The sequence below is a fragment of the Synechococcus sp. H70.1 genome (assembly GCF_047502705.1).
Lineage (GTDB): Bacteria > Cyanobacteriota > Cyanobacteriia > Thermostichales > Thermostichaceae > Thermostichus.
In genome coordinates, this window is sequence record NZ_JANSIV010000104.1 from 1 (window position 1) to 15,179 (window position 15,179).

The window sequence follows — 15,179 nt, forward strand, 5'->3', positions numbered from 1 at the left end:
CTGGTGCGCTACGCCCTCACCTACGTCCTGATCCTGTTGTAGCCCTCACCCCTCGACCCTCTCCCAAAGGGAGAGGGGAGAAGGAGCTTACGGCTGTGGCTTGGGCGGAACGGTAACCAGCAGCTCCAGCCCAAAGGCGTGCTCCCCGGCGGGGTAGCTGGTGATCCCCACCCCATCGATGCGGGTCAGCAGCTCGCGGGCTTCTGGCTCTACGCTGGCCAGCCCACCCGGCAAGGCGGCTTCTAGAACCGTGCGGAGGCCTCGCCAATTCAGCAAAAAGTAGCCGTAGTTGGGCTTGGGCAACTGGTTGTAGAGGGTTTTCAGCGGCTCGGTTTGAGGAAGCAGATGGCCCTGGCGTTGGGCAAGGCTTTGCAGCGCCGCCGTGCTGGTGGTAACCATCAGGTAGTTGCCTTCCCAGGCACGGGTTAGAAGCGGACGGTTAAACAAGGGATCCGCCCAGCTCACCTGGCCGCCGGCTTCTGTTACCTGGGCGCCCGACTCTTGGGCCAGCCGATCCAACTGGGCCAGAGCCGCGTTGGCCTTGTCTTTTTGGCTGCTCTCGATGATCAAAGCCGCCCCCATCCCTTGCAAAAGGGGATGGGCCTGCTCATCGGGCGCTACCAACAAGGCCATCTCCCCGTCCAGCCAAGCCATTAGGTCTCGATCCAAATCCAGGCGGGTGTTGGCGCGGAACTCAGACCGCAACTCCTCCAGGAACTCTTTGGCCTGGGGATCCTTTTCCAGCTCCGCCACAGCCGCTTGCCAGCGTTGGGCAACCTGCTGGGTGGTGACTACCAGCAGGGCATTGCCGGGCAACCGCTGGATCAGCTCGCCCCGGGCCAGCTGCCACCTGCGCAGCAGGGGAGTTTGGGGATCCAGTTGGGTGAGTAGGCGCATTTGCAGGCCCTGCTCCCGCCAGTGGGCAGCCATAGCCAAAGAGCGCAGCGGCTGCAGGGATCCCAGCTCCACCGGATCCCAGTCCCGCGTCCAATCTCGGAAAGACTCGGGATCCTCCTGCAAGGCCTGGAAGTTGAAGTAGGCAAAAGCCAAGGTGCCCGGCTTCTGGTAGAGATCGCCCACGGCAGTGCGGAAGCCTTCGGCGCGGCTAATGGACTCCGTCTCGCCGCGATAGACAGCAATCGCCTGCTCCATCACCTTGGGGTCGTTGGCCAGGGCCACGAAGCGGTTGCCAAACTCGGCCGTCACCCACCGTTCGCCCGGCTCTCCATTGGTTTGCACGTGGAGAGTTACCCCTTGCTCCTGGCGCTGCTCGAAGTTGGCCCCCTCCGCCTCTGCCTGTTGCCGCACTTGGGCCAGGAATTGCCTGGACAGATCGGCGTTGCGGGTGCTAGCTCCAAACAGGATCCCGGGCACCGGCTCCGCAGCCCCCGGCACTAGATTGGGGATCACCACCGCCAGCGTGAATTGATCCCTGGCCCAGGCCTGGATTTCCTCGCGGGAGAACTCCTGGCCGGCGCTAGCCCAAGCTTTGTCCGTCCAGCTCTCCCACTGAGCCAAAAGGTCAGGGTGGGTGCGCAGCGCCTCTTCTGGTTGGGTAGAAAAGGCCAGCACTAAGGGTGCTGACTGGGGCACCAGCGCCGTCTCCGGCAGGACATCGCCGGGCAACTGCACCTGGGGTGCCCTAAGCTGGCAGGAGCCCAAAAGCCAAGAGCTCCCCACTGCCATCAACGTGAGGGAGAGCGGACGCGACCGAGGAGGGAGGAGGACCTGCATACCACACCTGCAACGAGCCGTCCTCTTGAGCATAAGCAATGAACTCGAAGGCTGTCTGTGATCCCAGGCCCGTCCATGGAAATTAGTTGGATCGGGCGCGGGCAACCAGCTTATCCACGTATTCATTCCAGCGCAGACCTCGATGAGCCGGGAGCCAGACCACCCGCACCTGAGGGCATTGCTGTTTTAGTTGATGCAGCTCTTGCACCAGATCCAAGTTTTCCACCGGCCCGGTGCGCCGCCGCCACCCCTGGGCTGCCCAGCGCTCCATCCAATCGTTGTAGGTCTGCACACAGAGATGGGAGTCGCTGTAGATGGTGTCCATGCGGTTGTCCGGGGTGTCGCGGCAGTATTGCAAGGCCCGAATGAGACCGGTCAATTCCATGCGGTTGTTGGTGCTGGCGGGATCCCGTCCCCAAAACTCTTCCACAATCTGGTTATCTTGAACCACCACCACCGCCCATCCCCCAGGTCCAGGGTTGGGAGAACATCCTCCATCGGTAAAAATGCCACTGCGCGGGCAATCCGCCAGCCGTCGCGCTACTTGGCGGTTGCCCAGGTGTGAGCTTTTGGCCATGATGGAATCCCTAACCGACAGCAGAAGCTACATTCTATCCTCCAGCTATTGAGTGTGGATGGCCCTGGAAAAGTATGCTTTCGCGCTACCCGCAGCATAAACCTGTAAGTTGTCTGCCCAAAAAGCGCGAATAAAAACCCCCAGAAAAGCTGGGGGAGGAGTGGTGTGTTGAGGTGATGATTACTTGCATGATATCTCCTATAGCGGGTGGGGAGCCACAAATAGCAGGCAATCTGAGAAAGTGCAAGACACGAGCAATCCGGAGGGTAGAGAAGCCTCAGCTTTTATGCGCCCGCTGCCGACACGAGGGATGGTGTCAGGCCCAGATGGGCGTAAAGGCGGGAAAAGTCAAAGTTTGCTGACATGAGCTCCTGGATACAGCGGACTTTGACCTCTTCATGCAGGCGGATCCGGCCGAAAGCCCGCTCGATGCGGTTAATGGTGGTGAAGGTGTCCAAATCCACCGAGAGGATCGGTACTTCCAGCTCTTCTGCTCGAGACTGAATGCGGGGATCCAAAGGCAGCTTGCCGGTCAAGATGAGGCAGAGGGTGGAAGTTTCTAGGGCAGCCAGTTGAATGTCGGTGCGATCTCCACCCGTGATCACCGCCTTGTGCTCCAGCTTGCGGAAGTACTTCAAGGCGGAGTTGACGTTCATTGCTCCTACGGCAATGTTTTCAACCATTAAGTCCATCCGATCCGGGCAGCAGAGCACCTCCGCCTCCAATTGCCGCGCCAGTTCCCCGACGCTGATGCTGCGCAAAATGCGGTGGGAAGGCAAGATGCCCAAGACCGGGATCCCTTGGGCCTCGAGGAAGGGTCGAACGATGGTCTCTGCCGGCTCCATCTGGTCGGGCGGCACATCGTTGAGCAGCACGCCGGCCAGATGGGATCCCAGTTGGCGATGGGCAAAAAGGAGGACCTCAACAGCGAAGGGGGAATGATAGCGGTTGATTAGCAGCACCGGGGCACCTAGGGCTTGGGCCATTCTGGCCAAGGAGAGGCCGAACAGCTCTCCTTCGTAGAGATCGGCGGGGCCCTCTAGCAGGATTAAATCCGCAGACGATTCCGCGGCAAACTCCAGCAGAGGGGCAACCGAGCAGGTTGGCGCCAGCTGATCCCTTGAAAACTGCTGGATGTGGTCCAGCAAAGCCTCCTTGTCAAGCTGGAGGAGGAGGGGAGGCATCTGGTTTATCGCCAGCCCCAGACTCTCAGCCACAAAGTGCATATCTGGATCCATCCCTCCCCGGGAGCCATCCTCCCTAGCCCACGATCCAATTGGCTTGCCGTAGGTCACTTTCACCCCCTGCCGCTGCAGGTGCTTGCCCAAACCCAAGATGGCTGCTGACTTGCCGCTGTAGGGCTCGGTAGAACCAATTAAAAGGAACTTGGACACGGATGGCTCCTAGAACGCCAGAGACAGAAAACCCCGATCCCCAGTCTAACGAAGACTGCTTTAACTAACCGATTAAGATTGCCTCTTCGGGGTAGGTCACTAACTGACGGGGCTGCTGCTGGGCCAAAGCTAGGACAATTGTCAAGGCCCCCAGCCGGCCCCAGAACATCACCAAAACAATGAGGAGCTGGCCAAACCAGTTGAGACTGCTGGTAAACCCCACCGAAAGGCCACAGGTGGCAAAGGCAGAGATCACCTCAAAGAGCACTGGAGCCAGCTCGCTATGGCTATGGGTAATCAGAATCAGCCACGCTGCCAACAGCACGACAAACAGGGAAACCGTCAGCACTGCTGCCGCTTTGCGCACCATTGAGGGATCCAAACTGCGCCCGGCAATCTGGGCGCTGGGCAGGCCGCGGGCATAGCCCCACAGAGCCAGCACCAACACCGCCAAGGTGCCGGTGGTCATGCCACCTCCCATGGAAGCCGGAGCTGCCCCAACAAACATGAGCGCCATCAGCAACAACTGACTGGCTGGGGTCAGATCCTCAATGGGGATCCCGGCAAAGCCGGCAGTGCGGGCCGAAACCGACTGAAAAAACGTCAGGCCCAAGCGACGGGGCCAGCTTACCTCCAGCAGCGACCCGCCGGGCAAGCTTTCGGCCAAGAACATGCCCAGGCCGCCCGCGCAGAGCAAGACCACCACCACAACCAGAGTGATGCGGGTGTGCAGGGAGGGGCGGTGGCCCCGCGGCCAGGTCAACAAATCCGACAACACGGGGATGCCCAGACCGCCAATAAAAATGAGAGCGCCCAAGATCGCTAGCGACAGGCCATCTGTAGGGATCCCCTCCTGCCCAAATAGGTCAAACCCGGCGTTGCAAAAGGCGGAGACGGCGTGAAAAATGGCCAGAAAAACCGCCCGACCTGGCCCGTAGAGATCCCGCCAATGCACCCAGAGCAGCAGGGCCCCCCCTAGCTCGATGAGGGTGACTCCAATCAGAACCCGCCGCGTCAATTCCAGAATCGCCCCCGGGTCGATGAGGCCTAGGGAGTTGCACAGGGCTAGGCGGTTGAGCAGAGAAATGCGCCGCCCAAGCAGTTGAAAGACCACCACCGCTAGCACCATGAAGCCCACGCCGCCAATTTGGATGAGGAGCAGCAACAGGATCTGGCCCAAGAAAGTGAGATCCTCTGCTGCCACAATTGTCGAGAGTCCCGTTACGCTTAGGGCCGATGTGGCTGTAAACAGGGCCTCACTCCAGCTCAAAGGCTCCTCGCGCCCGATCCCTGGCAGCTTCAGCAGCAAAGTCCCCACCACCACCAGCAGGCCCAGTCCCACCACCAGCCGTGAGGGCGGTGGTAGCGGCCGACGCCTGTCCCCCACTAGGAGCCGATGCCAGCGGTTCGCTGCAACTGCAGGGAAGGGAGGCAGAGCCAAGCCTGGAGCAACCGACCGACGGGCACCCTCCGGCCTGGGGGACACCCCTGCCTCAGACTCCCTGGAGCGCGACGGCGGGGCGGCGTCCTCTTGCATCGCCTTCCTCCCTCACATCTCATTCAGCCGCGAGATGTTGGTGTTGGCCCCCAGCACCACCAGCAGATCCCCCTTCTCCAGCCGGTAGTCAGCTGGCGGCGAGACCACCAGCGATTGTTTTCGCTTCACTACCAAAACTGTGATGCCAAAGCGGCGGCGCAAGTCCGACTCCGCCAGCGTATGGCCCACCAGGGCCTCCGGCACCTCCAGCTCCGTAATGCTATAGCCCGGCTCCAGCTCCAGTTGGTCCAGGATCCCTGGGGCTGTTAGCACCTGCGCCAAGCGCCGCCCTGCCTCTTGCTCTGGCAACACCACCCGATCGGCCCCTACCCGCAAGAGAATCGAACGCTGCCGCTCCGTCGAAGCCTTGCAGATAACATTGCGTACCCCCAAACTCTTAAGGGCTACCGTCGTCAGCAAATTGCTCTCAAAATCACTGCCGATGGCCACCACCACCGTGTCAAAGGAGAGAATGTCCACCGCCCGCAGGGCATCTTCATCGGTGGAATCCAGCGCCACCACCTGAGTCAGCTGATCTGCCAAGCGCTGTACAATTTCTCGGCTGCGGTCGATCCCCAAAACGTTGTGCCCTCGCTCCATCAAGGTGAGGGCTAAACTTGTGCCAAAGCGTCCCAACCCAATTACCGCATACTCCCGCTCTGCCCGCCCCATCCGCTCCCATGCTCTAAAACCAACCATCAATCATAAGCCATGCAGCCGGGCTGGCTAGGGCTGCAGCTCTAAGCAGACTCCGGCTGGGGCAAGGTGGAGGGGTGAGGGATCAACTCGCCCGTAGAGCGACGCTCTACCATCTCGGCGGTGATGCGCACGTGCTTGATGTCGCGGCGAGAGGGAACCTCGTACATCACGTCCAGCATTAGCTCTTCCACAATGGCCCGCAGCGCCCGTGCCCCGGTTTTGCGGCGGTAGGCCTCCTTGGCAATGGCAGAAATAGCAGCTGGCTCAAACTCCAGCTCCACTCCGTCCATGCGCAACAGCTTTTGGGCCTGCTTGAGGATGGCATTTTTGGGCTGCGTCAAGATGGCCTCCAGGGCTTTTTCGTCCAGGGGATCTAGGGTGGCCACCACTGGCAGCCGACCAATGAATTCAGGGATCATGCCGTACTTGATCAAATCCTCTGGCTCCAGGGCCTTGAGGGCATTGGCCAAGCGTTGCTCGCGGGTAACTGCCAGCTGATCCCCTGGTTTAATAAAGCCCACCGATCTTTTGCCGATGCGCTGCTCGATGATCTTCTCCAGGCCAACAAAAGCACCCCCACAGATAAAGAGAATGTTGGAGGTGTCCACTTGAATGCAATCTTGGTAGGGATGCTTGCGACCTCCCTGCGGCGGCACGTTGGCAATTGTCCCCTCCAACATCTTCAGCAGGGCCTGCTGGACGCCTTCTCCGGAGACGTCGCGGGTAATGGAGGGGTTTTCACTCTTGCGAGCAATTTTGTCAATCTCATCAATGTAGACAATGCCGCGTTGGGCTTGCTCCACATCCATATCGGCTACCTGCAGCAGGCGCAGCAGGATGTTTTCCACATCCTCCCCCACATACCCAGCTTCCGTGAGGGTTGTGGCATCGGCAACGGCAAAAGGCACATCCAGCAGACGGGCTAGGGTCTCGGCCAGCAGGGTCTTGCCAGAGCCCGTAGGGCCAATGAGAAGGATATTGGACTTTTGCAGCTCCACCTCCTCCAGCTCTGCCAACCCAGTGCTGCCAGGGTTGGCTTTGGCGGCTAGCCGCTTGTAGTGGTTATAGACGGCTACCGATAGGATCTTCTTGGCCTTTTCTTGGCCAATTACGTACTGGTCGAGATACTGCACAATCTCCCGGGGCTTCGGCAACTGAGCCAAGGAAGGCAAGCTGCGGGAAGGCTTTTTAGGAGCTTCCCGACGGTTGGCAGCAGGGGCTGCAGCTGCCGAGCTGTTGCCGTTGTAGAGTTCCTCCTCCAAAATTTCGTTGCACAGCTCCACACATTCATCGCAGATGTAGACCCCTGGCCCTGCAATGAGCTTGCGCACCTGATCCTGAGACTTGTTGCAGAAAGAACACCTCAAGTGGGAGTCCTGCTTGGCCATGGGATCCTCGTCGCTAGTGGCTGGTGAAGTGGGTACCCGAAAGGGCAGTGGGCGTTCCCTCGCTGTCGCGGGGGAGGAATTGACTATAGCCGAGTTAACTCCCCTAGTCTAACATCTCCCTCGCCAGGGATCCCTCCTAGCCCCCCTTGGCTTGCTTAAGCCTATAGGAAAACCGCTCGACTTGACGCCGAGCGGCGGATGGTGTGAGGAGTGAACGGAAACATGCGTCTCCGCTACTTCCATGATAGTGGAACACTACTGCCCACCGCCAAGAGGGCCTTAATCCAAAAGGGGAAGGGACTGTCCTTGTTCCGTCCGCTTCCCCCTCTGGCGTCCACTCCTCACAGAGTCGAATGATAAACCATCTCCAAGGCTAGGACAAGCTGGGCTGCCCAAAGTTTTTGAGGTCCGCCCCTGTCAAGGAGGCAGATTACCGCCCTCTAGGGCCAACAGCTCGGCTTCGCTCAGCAAGGGGATTCCCAGTTCTTGAGCCTTTTTGAGCTTGGAGCCAGGGTCTGAACCCACTACCACATAGTCCGTTTGGCGGCTAACGCTGGTGGTTACCTTGCCGCCGCGGCTTTCAATCCAGGCCTTGGCCGCTTGGCGCGAGAGAGTGGGCAGGGTGCCGGTAATCACAAACTTCTTCCCAGCCAGCACCTGAGGAACAGCAGGGGCCTTTTGCCGCGGCAGGGCGGGGATCCCCAGCTCCCCCAGCTCCTGCAGCAGCCGCTGGTGGGCAGGATCGGCAAACCAGCTCACCACCGCCTCGGCAATTTCTGTCCCTATCCCGTAGATTTGGGCGATGGCCTCAACGTTAGCCTGGGCTAAGAGCTCTGGGGTAGGGAAATGCCGGGCCAAAATCTGGGCCGTCACCACGCCCACATGGGGGATCCCCAAGCCGTAGAGCACCCGCTCCCAGGGCTGTTGGCGGGAGCGCTGGATGGCCTGCACCAGCTTCTGGCTGGAGCGGGATCCCATCCCCTCCAAGCTGGCCAACTGTTCCGGGGTGAGGCGGTAGAGATCGGCCACGGTGCGCACTCCTAGCTTTTCCACCAGCTGGGCTACCCGCTTTTCCCCCAGGCCTTCGATATCCAAAGCGTCGCGGCTGGCCCAGTGCTGCAGTTGCCCCCGGATCTTGGCCGGGCACTCCGGATTGGGGCAACGGGTTATCGCCTCACCAGCAGGGCGAACCAAGGGGGTGTGGCATTCGGGGCAGTGGCTGGGCAAGCGGTAGGGAACGGCGTCGGGGGGACGCAGCTCCTTGAGGATTCTCACCACCTCGGGGATGATTTCCCCTGCCTTGCGCACAATGGCCGTGTCGCCGATGTGCACATCCAGCTCCTCTAGGCGATCAGCATTGTGCAGGCTAGCGCGGCTGACGGTGGTGCCAGCTAGAAGCACTGGCTCCAGCTCCGCCACCGGGGTGACGGCTCCGGTGCGGCCTACGCTGGCCACAATGGCCCGGATGCGGGTGGGAACTTCCTGGGCAGGGTATTTGAGGGCAATGGCCCAGCGGGGGAATTTTTGCGTAAAACCTGCTTCTTCCTGCAGCCGCAGGGAGTTGAGTTTAACCACCACGCCATCGCAGGCATAGGGCAGCTGAGCCTGCCGCCACCGTTCGTAGAATTGGGCCACCTCTTGGAGGCCCCGACAGACCCGGGAGAAGGGATTGACGGGCAATCCCAGTTCTTTCAGCCGCTGCAGACACTCCCACTGGGTTTGGGGGGGATCCCCAACCGGCCACCCCTCCGGCCAGTGGAGGGCATAAGCAAAAAAGCTGAGCTTGCGGGCAGCAACAACGCGGCTATCCAGCTGACGCAGGGTGCCAGCGGCACAGTTGCGCGGGTTGGCAAAAGGGGGATCCCCTGCGGAGCGGCGCTCCCGGTTGATGCGCTCGAACTCAGCAATGGGAAGATAGGCCTCTCCCCGCACCTCCAAGACCGGCGGGGGATCTGCCGTGGCCAGGCGCAGGGGAATGGAGGGGATGGCGCGGACATTGGGGGTGATGTCTTCGCCCAGCTGGCCATCGCCACGGGTGGCCCCTCGCTGTAGCAGCCCATCCACATAGGTCAGGGCCAGGGCCGCGCCGTCGATTTTCAGCTCGCATACGTACTCCAGCTCCCCTTCTTCAGGAGTACGCCCCAGCAGCCGCAGCAGGCGCTCCTGCCACTCCTTGAGCTCTTCCAGGTTGAAGGCATTTTCCAAGCTGTAGAGGGGAATGCGGTGGGAAACAGTGGGGAAGTGCTCGGCGGGTTTTTCCCCTACCCGTTGGGTAGGGCTGTCGGGGGTAATCAGCTCGGGGTAGGCCTGCTCTAGCTCCTGGAGCTCGCGGTAGAGGCGATCATAAACGCTGTCTTCCAAGATGGGGGCATCGTGGACGTAGTAGGCAATGCTGGCCTTCTGTAGCAGAGCACGCAGCTCGCGGGCACGTTCTTCCAGTTTGGGATCCATACCGTCGTATCCAGCTAGCCCCTAGGGGGAACTAGAGTCTTGCTCTACGCTTGTTTTAGCAGCCTTGGGGATCTCCTCCGGCCTAGCCGCCCATTTCTGCCCCTGCAGGTAGTGGTAAGCTTGGGCAGCAGCAGCCATTTCCGCCGCCTTCTTGGAGCGGCCCTCGCCGCGGCCCCAGCATTGGCCTTGGCCCCAGACTTCCATGGTGAAGCGGGGCGGGTGGTCCTGGGCAGCCACCAGGCGATACTCTGGCAAAATGCCCCACCAGCGTTGGGTCAGCTCCTGCAGGGCAGCTTTGGGGTTACGCCGGGTGGGATCCTGGAACCACTGCTCCACCCGTTGGCGAAAGTAGGGATCCAGCCAGGGATGGAGCCGAGACAGGGTGTGGATGCCCCAGCTGAGGTACAGGGATCCCAGCAGGGCCTCAAAAGCATCCGCCAAGCGGCGCGCCCGACCAGCCAGGTCGTTTTGGCAGCTAGATCCCAGCTCGAGGTAACGCTCTAGGCCATGCAGATCCGCCAGTTCCGCTAGGTAAGCATCGCTGATGAGATCGGAGCGAATTGCGGTGAGTTCTCCTACTGACAGGTGAGGATAGGACTGGAACAAGAACTCGGTGGCCAAAACCCGTAGGACGGAATCCCCTAAAAACTCCAGCCGGTCGTTGTTGCACTGGCCATCTCGGGAAGGATGAATCAAAGCCTGATCCAGCAAATCCCAGCGCAATTGCTCTAGCCAGGTGGGATCTTTGAACCCTAAGCGAGCTAGCAACTGCTCCAAGGAGCGGCGACGAGGTGAGAGGAGTTCAACCATACAGCCCAAGCCCGACTTGCAGCACCTTGACCCAGGAGGGCAAAAAGGGAGAAGGCGACTTAACCCTCCTAGGCGCTGCCTTTTAAGTTTCTGTCCAACTACATTAACAGCCATCACTGGCAATCGCGGTAACGTGGGGATATGGCCTGTCCCCTCTAGCAGCGGCTCTAAAGGCAGGCAAAGAGTGAGGTCTCATGCTGCCAAGTGGCTCCAAAAACTCCCCCCAGCCGGGGGCGCCGTCCGGGCAAGGAGATTTAGTGGGGTCTGGGGTTGAGTCGCCAGGCCCGCGGAGTACAGCCACTGCTCCCTACGTGGTGCTGCATGGCCATTTCTACCAACCACCGCGCGAGGATCCCTGGTTGGACCGCATTGAGCGCCAGCCCAGCGCTAGCCCTTTCCACGACTGGAACGAGCGCATTTTGGCGGAGTGCTATCGGCCCAACGCCTTTGCCCGCATTCTTGATGAGCAGGGGCAGGTGGTGCGCATTGTCAATAACTATGAGTTCATGAGTTTTAATTTCGGCCCCACCCTCCTCTCCTGGCTGGAGGAGCACGACGTTGAGGTCTACCAGCGCATCCTGGCTGCCGACCGCGTCAGCGCCGAGCGGCTGGAGGGACACGGCAATGCGATTGCCCAGGTCTACAACCACGTCATCCTGCCCCTGGCCAACGAGCGGGACAAGTACACCCAGATCCGCTGGGGGATTGCCGATTTCCAGCATCGCTTTGGCCGCTTCCCCGAAGGCATGTGGCTGGCGGAAACCGCCATCGATGCAGCAACGGTTAAAGCCCTGGTCGACTGCGGGATCCGCTTTGTTATCCTCGCCCCCAGCCAGGCGCAGTGTATTCGTCCTTTGGGGCAAACGGAATGGATCGATGTCAGCCAGGGCCAGATCGATCCCAGCCGGCCCTACCGCTGCTTTACCCCGGATCGCAGCGGCTACCTAGATGTTTTTTTCTTTGACGGCCCCATCTCTCGGGATCTTGGCTTTGGCGATATTGTCTACAGCACCCAGGCGCTGGCGGAGCGGCTCCAGTTGGCCATTCGCCCTGGCCGAGAAGTCCAGTTCATTAACTGTGCCACTGATGGCGAGACCTTTGGCCACCACAAACGCGGCACCGAGCGTACCCTGGCCTATGCTTTCTGCGAGGAGTTTCCCCGCCGGGGCTGGCAGGTGGGCAACTACGGCCATTTCCTTAGCCACCATCCCCCCACCTGGGAGGTGCAACTCAAGCCAGTTACGGCCTGGAGCTGCGCCCACGGGGTGGGGCGGTGGTCGCGGGACTGCGGCTGTGGGGCAGTTCCAGGCTGGCACCAGCGCTGGCGGCAACCGCTGCGGGAGGCTCTCAACTGGCTGCGGGATCAGTTGGTGGAGATCTACGAGACGGAGGCCAAGGCCTACCTGCGGGATCCCTGGCTGGCCCGGGATCGCTACATCGAGGTGATCTTGGATCGGGAGCGCTGCGAGGCGTTTTTGCAGGAGCACCAGAGCCACCGCCTCAGTGCCGAAGACCGGGTGCAGGTGCTGCGCCTGTTGGAGATGCAGCGCTACAGCCAACTGATGTTCACCAGTTGCGGCTGGTTCTTTGAAGAGATCTCTCGCCCTGAGGGGGTGCAAATCCTGCGCTATGCAGCGCGGGCCATTCAGTTGGCAGCAGCAGTGACGGACGTGGATCTAGAGGAGGAATTTCTGCGCCGCTTGAGCAAAGCCCCCAGCAACCTCGAGCTCTACAAAGATGGCCGAGGGGTTTACCAGGCGCTGGTGCGCCCCTGCCTAGTTAGCCCGCAGCGGCTGGTGGCTCAGCACGCCATGCTTTCCCTGGTCAACACCAGGCCTCGCTCCTCCGGGTATGTGCTGGAGCCGCTGGATCAGGAGCGCCTAGCTATAGGGGGATCCACACTGCTGGTTGGGCGGGCGAAGCTCTCTTTTCCCACCACCTTTGAGGAGCATGACCTCATCTACGCTCTCCTCCACCTGGGCGGCTGGGACTTTCAATGTGGCGTCAAGCCATTTACAGGACGGCGCAGCTACGAGCAGTTGAAAGCTCGCCTGCTGTCTGGAGCCCACAGCCGCATCCAGCTGGTCCTAACCCTGCAAGAGCTGTTTGCCCCGGAAACCTTCGACCTCAACGCTTTGACGGAGGAAGATCGGCAGCAGATGCTGCGCTGGTTAACCCAGGATACCCTGGATCGCCTAGCCCAGCTCTACCGCCAAACCTACCTGGAAAACTACGGGGTTTTGATGGCTTTTCGGGCCGATGGCCTGCCAATCCCAGAGGAGCTGTTGGCTGCTGCGCAGATCACCCTCAACCAGCGCCTGTTGAGCAGCTTGCGAGCGCTGGAAATCGAAGAGGGCAAGCGGGATCACCTGCTGGAGTTGCGGGCCATTGCCCGCGAGGCGGAGCAGTTGGGGTGCCAGTTGCGGCGGGAAGAGGCGGCCCGCGTCTTGGATCGGCTCTTGCAGCGGGGGATGTGGCAGTTGGCCCAGGCAGCCGACTTGGAAACTCTCAGCGAACAGCTCCACAACCTAGAAGAGTGGCTGCGCCTAGCTGCCGATTTCAACCTGCCTATCCGCCTGGATCGCCTCCAAGAGCTCTACCTGCTGCGCCTAGAGCGGCAGCGATTAGAGGCGCTCCGCAGGGATCCTGGGATCCCTGGCGAAGTCCTCCACCGCTTGCTGCGGCTGGGGCAACAACTTCGCATCAATGTTGCTGCCTGTCTCCAGCACCTACTGCCTCCAGCAACTGCTGAGGGCTAGCTCCCATCGGGATGACAGGATTCGAACCTGCGACCCCTTCGTCCCGAACGAAGTGCGCTACCAAGCTGCGCTACATCCCGCAATCCCAAGGCGCACCAATTTTAGCACAGTAACGTCCTCCCAGGCCTCATGCCAACGCCTAGAGGACAAGCTTCCTGGCTTACCCCACCCTCTGCGGGATCCTCTAGTCCCTCCCCAAACAGACACGGGAGGTGGCGCATTTCGGCAACGCCGTTTTGTCGATTACCCTCGTAGCGCGGGGAGGGCTGTATCCCGACCCTGACCTTGTAGGGACAGCGCAGGGCTCATCCACCCCCGTACCCCCACCAGCTCACTGGCCAAGCGCGATCCTTGCTAAGCCAATTTGCGCTAAGCTGCAAGAGCCCACCTTTCCGTAAGTGAGAGGTATGCATCCCCCCAAGGGTTTCAGCCCCTCGCAGCCCGAAAAACAGGCAGCAAAAGCCAAAGCCGCTAAGCGCAAGGAGGCGGCTAAACGCTACGACGAGCTGAAAGCCAAGGGAATGCCCGAGTTTACCATTTTCGCCCGGCGCCGCCAGGTCCCCTCTGGGCAACCCAACCCTTGGTTGCCGGTGGGATCCCTAGCGGTCAGTCGCTCCAGCGCCATCCACCAGGCCATCTTCCAAAACGAGGAAGAGCTCAAAAAAGCAGCCGTCCGCCTCTTTCCCCGTCTTAGCAAAGTCAAAGACGAGCTGGAGTTTGGCTTTCGCCTTAAGGACAAAGAGTTTCAAGACGAGCCCATTCAGGTGGCAGTTCGGCCCCAGCCTTCGCCCCTTCAGAGCTGGATAGACAGGGTGCGCAGGTGGCTGGGCCTGGGCAAAAGAACTAGCCAAGCCTCCAAGAAAGGCTAAGCCGTGGCAAAGGCTTTGGGTAGCCAGCTCAAAATCAAGGGGTTGACAATCTCTGGACGCTCGTCGTGGGGGCAATGGCCCGTATCGGGAAGAGGGAAAAATTGGTAGTCGATCCCCTGCACATGGTTTTGAAAGCCGCGGCCCCGTTCAATAGGGGTCCAGGGATCCCGTTCGCCCCAGATCACCAGCAGCGGGCAGCGCACCTGGGGCAGCAGCGCTTCGGGGGTGGGGCCAGGGGGAGCGGTGAGAATGGCCGCAAACACCTGCTGCGCTCCCACGTCACAGGAAGGGGCGTAGAGGATCTCCACTAGCTCGTCAGTGATGGCCGCAGGGTTGCAGTACACCTGTTCTAAGGTGGCGCGGATCCGCTGCCGCTGCCGCAGCCAATTAAACAGCAGTGGCCCCGTGACTGGCGAGGCCACCAGAGCAGTGAAGGTGGCCATGAAAACGCGGGCCATCGGGCTGAGCTCGTGGGAGCGATGGTTGAGGCCGCCGGCACAGTTGAGCAGCACTGCCCCTGCGGTCAGTTGCGGGTGCTGGGCGGCCATGAGCAGGCTGAGCAGGGCGCCGATGGAATTGCCAATAAACACTGCCGGCTGCCGCACGTGCTGCTGCCAAAAATCTGCTAGCAGCTCGGCCCACAGTTCTAGGCTGTAGGCAAGAGCTGGCTTGGCCGAGCCGCCAAACCCCAGCAAATCCAAAGCATAGACCCGGTATCCCGCCGCCGCTAGCACAGGGATGTTGTGCCGCCAGTGGCCAATGGAGGCCCCAAAGCCATGCACCAAAATCAGTGGGGAGCCAGATCCCTGGACGACGTAGCGAATGGCGTGACCCCGCCAGCTCCAGGTTTGGGGAGCAAAAGGGGCAATGGGATCGGCTGCCAAACTAGCAGGAGGAGCAGTGAACACAGCCAGAAAAATGTGGGTCCCTACCTCCTCATCCTACCGCCACTCTCGAGTGT

The 15,179-nt window shown here is 60.8% G+C and carries 11 protein-coding genes and 1 tRNA gene; 2 read left to right on the forward strand and 10 right to left on the reverse strand.

Annotated features, from left to right (window positions below; genetic code table 11):
• Positions 1 to 87: 87 nt before the first annotated feature.
• From NW827_RS07685 to rnc, 8 genes are all read right to left on the reverse strand, one after another.
• Positions 88 to 1,734, reverse strand: a complete 1,647-nt coding sequence (locus tag NW827_RS07685; protein ID WP_414403818.1) for a DUF3352 domain-containing protein — start codon at positions 1,732 to 1,734, stop codon at positions 88 to 90.
• A gap of 82 nt (positions 1,735 to 1,816) precedes the next feature.
• Positions 1,817 to 2,311 (reverse strand): ribonuclease H family protein, encoded by a 495-nt coding sequence (locus NW827_RS07690; protein WP_414362821.1) that lies wholly within the window; start codon positions 2,309 to 2,311, stop codon positions 1,817 to 1,819.
• Positions 2,312 to 2,595: 284 nt separating this feature from the next.
• Positions 2,596 to 3,705: a phosphotransacetylase family protein gene (locus NW827_RS07695; protein ID WP_414403819.1), complete on the reverse strand. Its 1,110-nt coding sequence runs from the start codon at positions 3,703 to 3,705 to the stop codon at positions 2,596 to 2,598.
• Between the two features lie 64 nt (positions 3,706 to 3,769).
• Entirely contained in the window at positions 3,770 to 5,092 is a 1,323-nt protein-coding gene (locus tag NW827_RS07700; RefSeq protein ID WP_414503523.1) for a TrkH family potassium uptake protein, read from the reverse strand.
• Positions 5,093 to 5,254: 162 nt separating this feature from the next.
• A complete protein-coding gene (locus tag NW827_RS07705) occupies positions 5,255 to 5,941 on the reverse strand; it encodes a potassium channel family protein (RefSeq protein ID WP_414362825.1) in 687 nt (228 codons plus the stop codon).
• Positions 5,942 to 5,982: 41 nt separating this feature from the next.
• A complete protein-coding gene (gene clpX / locus NW827_RS07710) occupies positions 5,983 to 7,329 on the reverse strand; it encodes an ATP-dependent protease ATP-binding subunit ClpX (RefSeq protein WP_414362826.1) in 1,347 nt (448 codons plus the stop codon).
• Positions 7,330 to 7,746: 417 nt separating this feature from the next.
• Positions 7,747 to 9,780, reverse strand: a complete 2,034-nt coding sequence (gene ligA / locus NW827_RS07715) for an NAD-dependent DNA ligase LigA (RefSeq protein WP_414503524.1) — start codon at positions 9,778 to 9,780, stop codon at positions 7,747 to 7,749.
• Positions 9,781 to 9,801: 21 nt separating this feature from the next.
• The gene (rnc, locus tag NW827_RS07720; RefSeq protein ID WP_414403821.1) at positions 9,802 to 10,590 is read right to left on the reverse strand and encodes a ribonuclease III; all 789 of its coding nucleotides are present in this window, start codon (positions 10,588 to 10,590) and stop codon (positions 9,802 to 9,804) included.
• A gap of 257 nt (positions 10,591 to 10,847) precedes the next feature.
• Here rnc and NW827_RS07725 point away from each other — a divergent pair, with 257 nt between their 5' ends.
• Positions 10,848 to 13,349 carry a DUF3536 domain-containing protein gene (locus NW827_RS07725; RefSeq protein WP_414503525.1) on the forward strand — a complete coding sequence of 834 codons (2,502 nt, stop codon included), beginning with the start codon at positions 10,848 to 10,850 and terminating at the stop codon, positions 13,347 to 13,349.
• A 6-nt stretch (positions 13,350 to 13,355) separates the two neighbouring features.
• On the opposite strand, the gene NW827_RS07730 is transcribed toward NW827_RS07725, so the two are convergent.
• Positions 13,356 to 13,429 (reverse strand) — tRNA-Pro (locus NW827_RS07730).
• A 327-nt stretch (positions 13,430 to 13,756) separates the two neighbouring features.
• Here NW827_RS07730 and NW827_RS07735 point away from each other — a divergent pair.
• Entirely contained in the window at positions 13,757 to 14,218 is a 462-nt protein-coding gene (locus NW827_RS07735; protein ID WP_414403823.1) for an HHL1-like protein, read from the forward strand.
• On the opposite strand, the gene NW827_RS07740 is transcribed toward NW827_RS07735, so the two are convergent.
• On the reverse strand, positions 14,215 to 15,126 hold the full coding sequence (locus NW827_RS07740; RefSeq protein WP_414403824.1) for an alpha/beta fold hydrolase: 912 nt from the start codon (positions 15,124 to 15,126) through the stop codon (positions 14,215 to 14,217). The two genes, NW827_RS07735 and NW827_RS07740, sit on opposite strands and share 4 nt — an antisense overlap.
• Positions 15,127 to 15,179 lie beyond the last annotated feature (53 nt).

Bases quoted from the DNA above. Each gene is read 5' to 3' on its own strand.
- rnc (WP_414403821.1), bottom strand. From the start codon at position 10,590: ATGGTTGAACTCCTCTCACCTCGTCGCCGCTCCTTGGAGCAGTTGCTA.
- NW827_RS07705 (WP_414362825.1), bottom strand. From the start codon at position 5,941: ATGGTTGGTTTTAGAGCATGGGAGCGGATGGGGCGGGCAGAGCGGGAG.
- NW827_RS07735 (WP_414403823.1), top strand. From the start codon at position 13,757: ATGCATCCCCCCAAGGGTTTCAGCCCCTCGCAGCCCGAAAAACAGGCA.
- clpX (WP_414362826.1), bottom strand. From the start codon at position 7,329: ATGGCCAAGCAGGACTCCCACTTGAGGTGTTCTTTCTGCAACAAGTCT.
- NW827_RS07685 (WP_414403818.1), bottom strand. From the start codon at position 1,734: ATGCAGGTCCTCCTCCCTCCTCGGTCGCGTCCGCTCTCCCTCACGTTG.
- ligA (WP_414503524.1), bottom strand. From the start codon at position 9,780: ATGGATCCCAAACTGGAAGAACGTGCCCGCGAGCTGCGTGCTCTGCTA.
- NW827_RS07690 (WP_414362821.1), bottom strand. From the start codon at position 2,311: ATGGCCAAAAGCTCACACCTGGGCAACCGCCAAGTAGCGCGACGGCTG.